The organism is Amphibacillus cookii (assembly GCF_016908375.1).
In the GTDB taxonomy this organism is placed as follows: domain Bacteria; phylum Bacillota; class Bacilli; order Bacillales; family Amphibacillaceae; genus Amphibacillus_C; species Amphibacillus_C cookii.
Map to the genome: position 1 here is coordinate 1 of NZ_JAFBDS010000023.1, position 4,936 is coordinate 4,936.

Sequence of the window (4,936 nt, forward strand, 5' to 3'; positions counted from 1 at the left end):
ATTTAAAAAAGATGACCCCTGTACAATACAGGAATCACCTTTCCAGTGTAGCATAGTCTTTTTTTAAAAAGTCCTTTACAAAGGGTACAGATTAAAGCATCCTAGCTTCTTAATTACTTATTGTTAAGTGAGTTTCCTCGTTTCAGGGGATACATCCATCAATACTTAGTAAAGGAATATATCACGATCGGATGGAATAGCCCCCATCCACTTTCATTTCATGGAAAGAATCTGATCTGATTTTTTATTGCAAACCTAACAATTCTTCAATAACTTCAACAACCTGGTCAGCAGCTTGATGGCACCGTTCAACCGTTGGCGCTTCTACCATAACACGCACAAGTGATTCCGTACCCGATGGACGAACCAACACACGACCATCATCACCCATTTCTGTTTCAACATTCTGAATGATTTCTTGAATACGCGGATCGACTAGTGCTTGATGCTTATCAATGACTTTTACATTTTTCAAAATTTGTGGAAACTTCTCCATTTCGGCAGCTAGCTCAGATAATTTTTTGCCTGTTTCTTTGATAACATTGATTAATTGTAGCGCCGTTAACATGCCATCACCAGTTGGGATATAGTCTAAAAAGATAATGTGACCTGATTGCTCTCCACCTAAATTGTAGCCACCTTTACGCATCTCTTCCATGACATAGCGATCACCCACATCAGTCTTATCACTTTTCATACCACTTTGTTCAATGGCTTTATAAAATCCTAAATTACTCATAACCGTTGACACGACGGTTGAATGTCGGAGTAAACCACGCTCATTTAAATGTTTAGCACAAATATACATAATTTGATCACCGTCTACAATTTGGCCCTTTTCATCAACAGCAATCAGACGATCACCATCACCATCAAAAGCTAAACCAATATCAGCTTCTTTATCTATGACAAACGCTTGTAAAGTTTCAGGATGGGTTGATCCGACACCATCATTAATGTTCAATCCATCTGGTGAAACACCAATGGTTGAAATGTCTGCTTCCAAATCAGCAAACAAGTGGGTAGCCAAAGAAGAAGTCGAACCATTAGCACAATCCAATGCAATATGTAAACCATCAAATTCATTATCTACCGATTGCTTTAAATACTGAATATACTTTTGACCACCTTCAAAATAATCATTAATTTGACCAACTGCCGATCCTATTGGTCGTGGCAGCTTATCTTGGTCATCATCAATTAATGCTTCAATTTCTAATTCTTGATCATCTGTCAGTTTAAAACCATCTGAACCAAAGAACTTAATGCCATTATCCTCCACAGGATTATGAGATGCTGAAATCATGACACCCGCTTGGGCACTCATTGCTTTTGTTAAATAGGCTACACCAGGTGTAGAAATGACGCCTAATCGCATCACTTCAGCACCAATTGACAATAACCCAGCTAATAGCGCGCCTTCTAACATATCTCCTGAAATACGTGTATCTTTTCCAATTAATACTTTTGGCTTTTCTGCCTCTTTTGTCAGTACATATCCACCGCATCGGCCCAGTTTAAACGCTAATTCTGGCGTTAACTGCTCATTAGCAATACCTCTAACTCCATCTGTTCCGAAATATTTACCCATCATGTACCTCTCCTTTATTCCCAAATTAACAAAATTGTCGATATACTTATTCAACTTGAATAATTGCTTCCTCCATCGGTAAAGATACCTCTAAGCCATTTGGTCCCTCAACCTCGATTGGTAATTGATGTTCACCGGTATTTATACCACCTAAGTCAATGATTAATTCAAAATCATTCTGATCCAACTCAGCAATTTCAGAAGGGTATCCAATAACTTCAAGATCAATTCGACCTGTTTCAGGATCTACAAATGATGACGTCAAATTATTACTTAAATTCTCAATATTTATCTCTACATCTTCAATTGTTTGTTCTGTTATCTCTTCTACCTCTATATGAACATTAACAGTGCTCGTTGAAAGGACCCTTACATTATCAGGCCTTTGCAGGCTGACTTCGATCGTTTCATTCTCTGTTATCTCTGAAAGATCAATGGGTTCTGTACTTATTTCATTGATTAACTCTAGATCTTCTTCAGAGGCAAACACTTGAACATCACTTTCTTCTGATTCTATAGAGACTAGTTGAAAATCTTCTGGTAAATCACCCGTTGTCTCTACTTCAATTGGCACAGTTTTATTTGGACTAGATACCTCTAGATCAACGGTCACCGTCTCAGGCTCAATGCGAGCATTCAATTGATTACCCTCGCTATCAAAAACACGAACAGGCACATCATTTAAGGTTAATGACTCCCCTATACCTTCGACATCGACAAATGCTTTTACTACTGATATACGATCAATAACACTTTGTGAGCTTGTAATGATAACTGTCTCAGGCGTAATACTAGCTGAATCGATTTCAAATCCCGGTTCCATTTGATCTAAATTGGTATAATCAATAACGACTTCAAATTCACCAGTCCCGCGCTCTTCAATTGACACTTCTACCTCAGAGGGTTCTATATCAACTGATAGACGATTAGAAATGCCATCATGCTCAATCGGAACAACGTGTGTACCAGGTTCTAAGTCTTCGAGATCAACAAATACATCAAAATTACGTTGTGTCACCGTTGATTGAACAACACTAACGGTCCCTTCTAAAGTCATAGAAACGGTTTGTGGCACACCACTTACAACATATTGTTCATCATCAATTTGAATATTAACCGGGACGTCTTCTATCGTTTGTGTTTCTTGTGAACTATTAAAAATAGCATCAAAACTGCCAATATCAGCTGAACGCGTATCCTGATTATCAAATGAGATAATCAGAAAAGAGAATATAGCAAGAACTAATGAGATGATACGGATCACCCATGGTTTGTTGAGCCAATCATTCATTTTTCTTCCCCCTTCGCTTCCAACTTTTTAAAGTCGGGGTTTTAACGAAATTTGGTTCTAAATCCTTCCGTAGTATCTCGGTTAATTTTTCTTCATCAATATCCCGGTGCAACTCACCATTTCTCGTACAGGAGATATGGCCTGTCTCCTCTGACACAATGATTGTTAACGCATCACTTACTTCACTAATTCCCATTGCAGCACGGTGACGCGTCCCAAGTTCTTTTGAAATAAATGGGCTCTCAGAAAGAGGTAAGTAACAAGCGGCAGCAACAATTTCATTTTGTTTAATGATCACAGCACCATCGTGTAAAGGTGTATTAGGTACAAATATATTAGTCAAAAGTTGATTAGTCAATTGTCCTCGAATTGGTATACCCGTTTCAATAAAGTCCCCCATATTGGTTTCACGCTCTATTGTGATTAATGCCCCAATTCGACGTTTCCCCATATAATTACATGATTTAACAATCGCTTCAATCGATTGGTTAAATATCTCTTCTTCTGAGCGTCGATTCCTACTAAAAAAACTTCCTCTTCCTATTTGTTCTAATGCCCTTCTTAATTCTGGCTGAAATAAAATAATAACAGCTAGAGGTCCCCAAACAATAACTTGTTCTATCATAACTTGAACAGTCTGCAAGTTTAACACATAACTGATTAGGTAAAAAATAAAGACGACAAAAATTCCTTTAAGCAGTTGAATCGCCTTGGTTCCTCGTAAAAGCATAATTAATTTATAAAAAACATACCAGACAAGGGTGATGTCTACGACTATTCGTAATATATTAAATAATGTAAATCCCTCACCAAGCATGATTACACATCCTTCTGTTCATAAATAACCATCTCATTTCAATAAGTAATCACTCGTCTTATTATAGCATAACCTCCTATAACTTTATAATCAAATCCTAGTTATATTTAGTATAATTTGGGATATTAATATTTTTGACAAAATAAAGAGGATTAAACATTAATATTAACGTTCAACCCTCTTGGACACATATGTATGGTGGAGCCTAGCGGGATCGAACCGCTGACCTCCTGCGTGCAAAGCAGGCGCTCTCCCAGCTGAGCTAAGGCCCCTATCAATTATTAAAAATGAGCCATGAAGGATTCGAACCTTCGACCCTCTGATTAAAAGTCAGATGCTCTACCAACTGAGCTAATGGCTCTTAATGGCTGGGCTAGCTGGATTCGAACCAGCGCATGACGGTACCAAAAACCGTTGCCTTACCGCTTGGCTATAGCCCAATAAAATAACAGTGAAACAAAGTACACTGCTCTGTAAGCTTGTCATTAAATTAATGGTGGAGGGAGTAGGACTCGAACCTACGAACCCGATGGGAGCGGATTTACAGTCCGCCGCGTTTGGCCAACTTCGCTATCCCTCCAATTATAATAATCGAACTGGTGCCGGCCAGAGGACTTGAACCCCCAACCTACTGATTACAAGTCAGTTGCTCTACCAATTGAGCTAGGCCGGCTTATGGTGGAGGATGCAGGGCTCGAACCTGCGACCCCCTGCTTGTAAGGCAGGTGCTCTCCCAGCTGAGCTAATCCTCCATCGTACAGAATACTGTTCATGCTTGTACTGTAATGAGATGTTGCAATTTTAAGATGCTATCCTTCTCAACAGTTATTATAAATACATATGGTGACCCGTACGGGATTCGAACCCGTGTTACCGCCGTGAAAGGGCGGTGTCTTAACCGCTTGACCAACGGGCCAAATAATAAACATATCGAGAGCTTCCAGCCGGACTTGAACCGGCGACCCCTTCCTTACCATGGAAGTGCTCTACCGCTGAGCTATGGAAGCAAAATGGCTCCACAGGTAGGATTCGAACCTACGACCGATCGGTTAACAGCCGATTGCTCTACCACTGAGCTACTGTGGAACAACAGTAGACTTTAATAAATAAGACCATTTGTTACTTCACAAAGCTAATGTTCAGCTTAGCGACGTCCTACTCTCGCAGGGGGAATCCCCAACTACCATCGGCGCTGAAGAGCTTAACGGCTGTGTTCGGCATGGGAACAGGTGTGACC

The 4,936-nt window shown here is 39.7% G+C and carries 3 protein-coding genes, 9 tRNA genes and 1 rRNA gene; all 13 read right to left on the reverse strand.

Going from position 1 to position 4,936, the window contains the following annotated elements; translation table 11 throughout:
* Nucleotides 1-244: 244 nt before the first annotated feature.
* Complete coding sequence (gene glmM / locus JOE23_RS17630) at nucleotides 245-1,591, reverse strand: phosphoglucosamine mutase (RefSeq protein WP_204440817.1); 1,347 nt, start codon at nucleotides 1,589-1,591, stop codon at nucleotides 245-247.
* A 46-nt stretch (nucleotides 1,592-1,637) separates the two neighbouring features.
* Nucleotides 1,638-2,882: a CdaR family protein gene (locus JOE23_RS17635; protein ID WP_204440819.1), complete on the reverse strand. Its 1,245-nt coding sequence runs from the start codon at nucleotides 2,880-2,882 to the stop codon at nucleotides 1,638-1,640.
* Nucleotides 2,875-3,699 (reverse strand): diadenylate cyclase CdaA, encoded by an 825-nt coding sequence (gene cdaA, locus JOE23_RS17640; RefSeq protein WP_204440821.1) that lies wholly within the window; start codon nucleotides 3,697-3,699, stop codon nucleotides 2,875-2,877. Before cdaA ends, JOE23_RS17635 begins: the two co-directional genes overlap by 8 nt.
* A gap of 196 nt (nucleotides 3,700-3,895) precedes the next feature.
* Nucleotides 3,896-3,971: transfer RNA gene (locus JOE23_RS17645), tRNA-Ala, on the reverse strand.
* A 16-nt stretch (nucleotides 3,972-3,987) separates the two neighbouring features.
* Nucleotides 3,988-4,060, reverse strand: a tRNA-Lys gene (locus JOE23_RS17650).
* Between the two features lie 4 nt (nucleotides 4,061-4,064).
* Nucleotides 4,065-4,139: transfer RNA gene (locus JOE23_RS17655), tRNA-Gln, on the reverse strand.
* 54 nt (nucleotides 4,140-4,193) lie between these two features.
* Nucleotides 4,194-4,279 (reverse strand) — tRNA-Tyr (locus tag JOE23_RS17660).
* 17 nt (nucleotides 4,280-4,296) lie between these two features.
* A tRNA-Thr gene (locus JOE23_RS17665) sits at nucleotides 4,297-4,372 on the reverse strand.
* 3 nt (nucleotides 4,373-4,375) lie between these two features.
* Nucleotides 4,376-4,451, reverse strand: a tRNA-Val gene (locus JOE23_RS17670).
* A gap of 89 nt (nucleotides 4,452-4,540) precedes the next feature.
* Nucleotides 4,541-4,615, reverse strand: a tRNA-Glu gene (locus tag JOE23_RS17675).
* Nucleotides 4,616-4,634: 19 nt separating this feature from the next.
* Nucleotides 4,635-4,706 (reverse strand) — tRNA-Thr (locus JOE23_RS17680).
* Nucleotides 4,707-4,710: 4 nt separating this feature from the next.
* Nucleotides 4,711-4,785, reverse strand: a tRNA-Asn gene (locus JOE23_RS17685).
* 56 nt (nucleotides 4,786-4,841) lie between these two features.
* Nucleotides 4,842-4,936, reverse strand: a 5S ribosomal RNA gene (gene rrf / locus JOE23_RS17690); the annotation flags it as partial.

Excerpts from the sequence above, each read along its gene's own strand:
- JOE23_RS17635 (WP_204440819.1), bottom strand. The coding sequence starts at position 2,882 with ATGAATGATTGGCTCAACAAACCATGGGTGATCCGTATCATCTCATTA.
- cdaA (WP_204440821.1), bottom strand. The coding sequence starts at position 3,699 with ATGCTTGGTGAGGGATTTACATTATTTAATATATTACGAATAGTCGTA.
- glmM (WP_204440817.1), bottom strand. The coding sequence starts at position 1,591 with ATGGGTAAATATTTCGGAACAGATGGAGTTAGAGGTATTGCTAATGAG.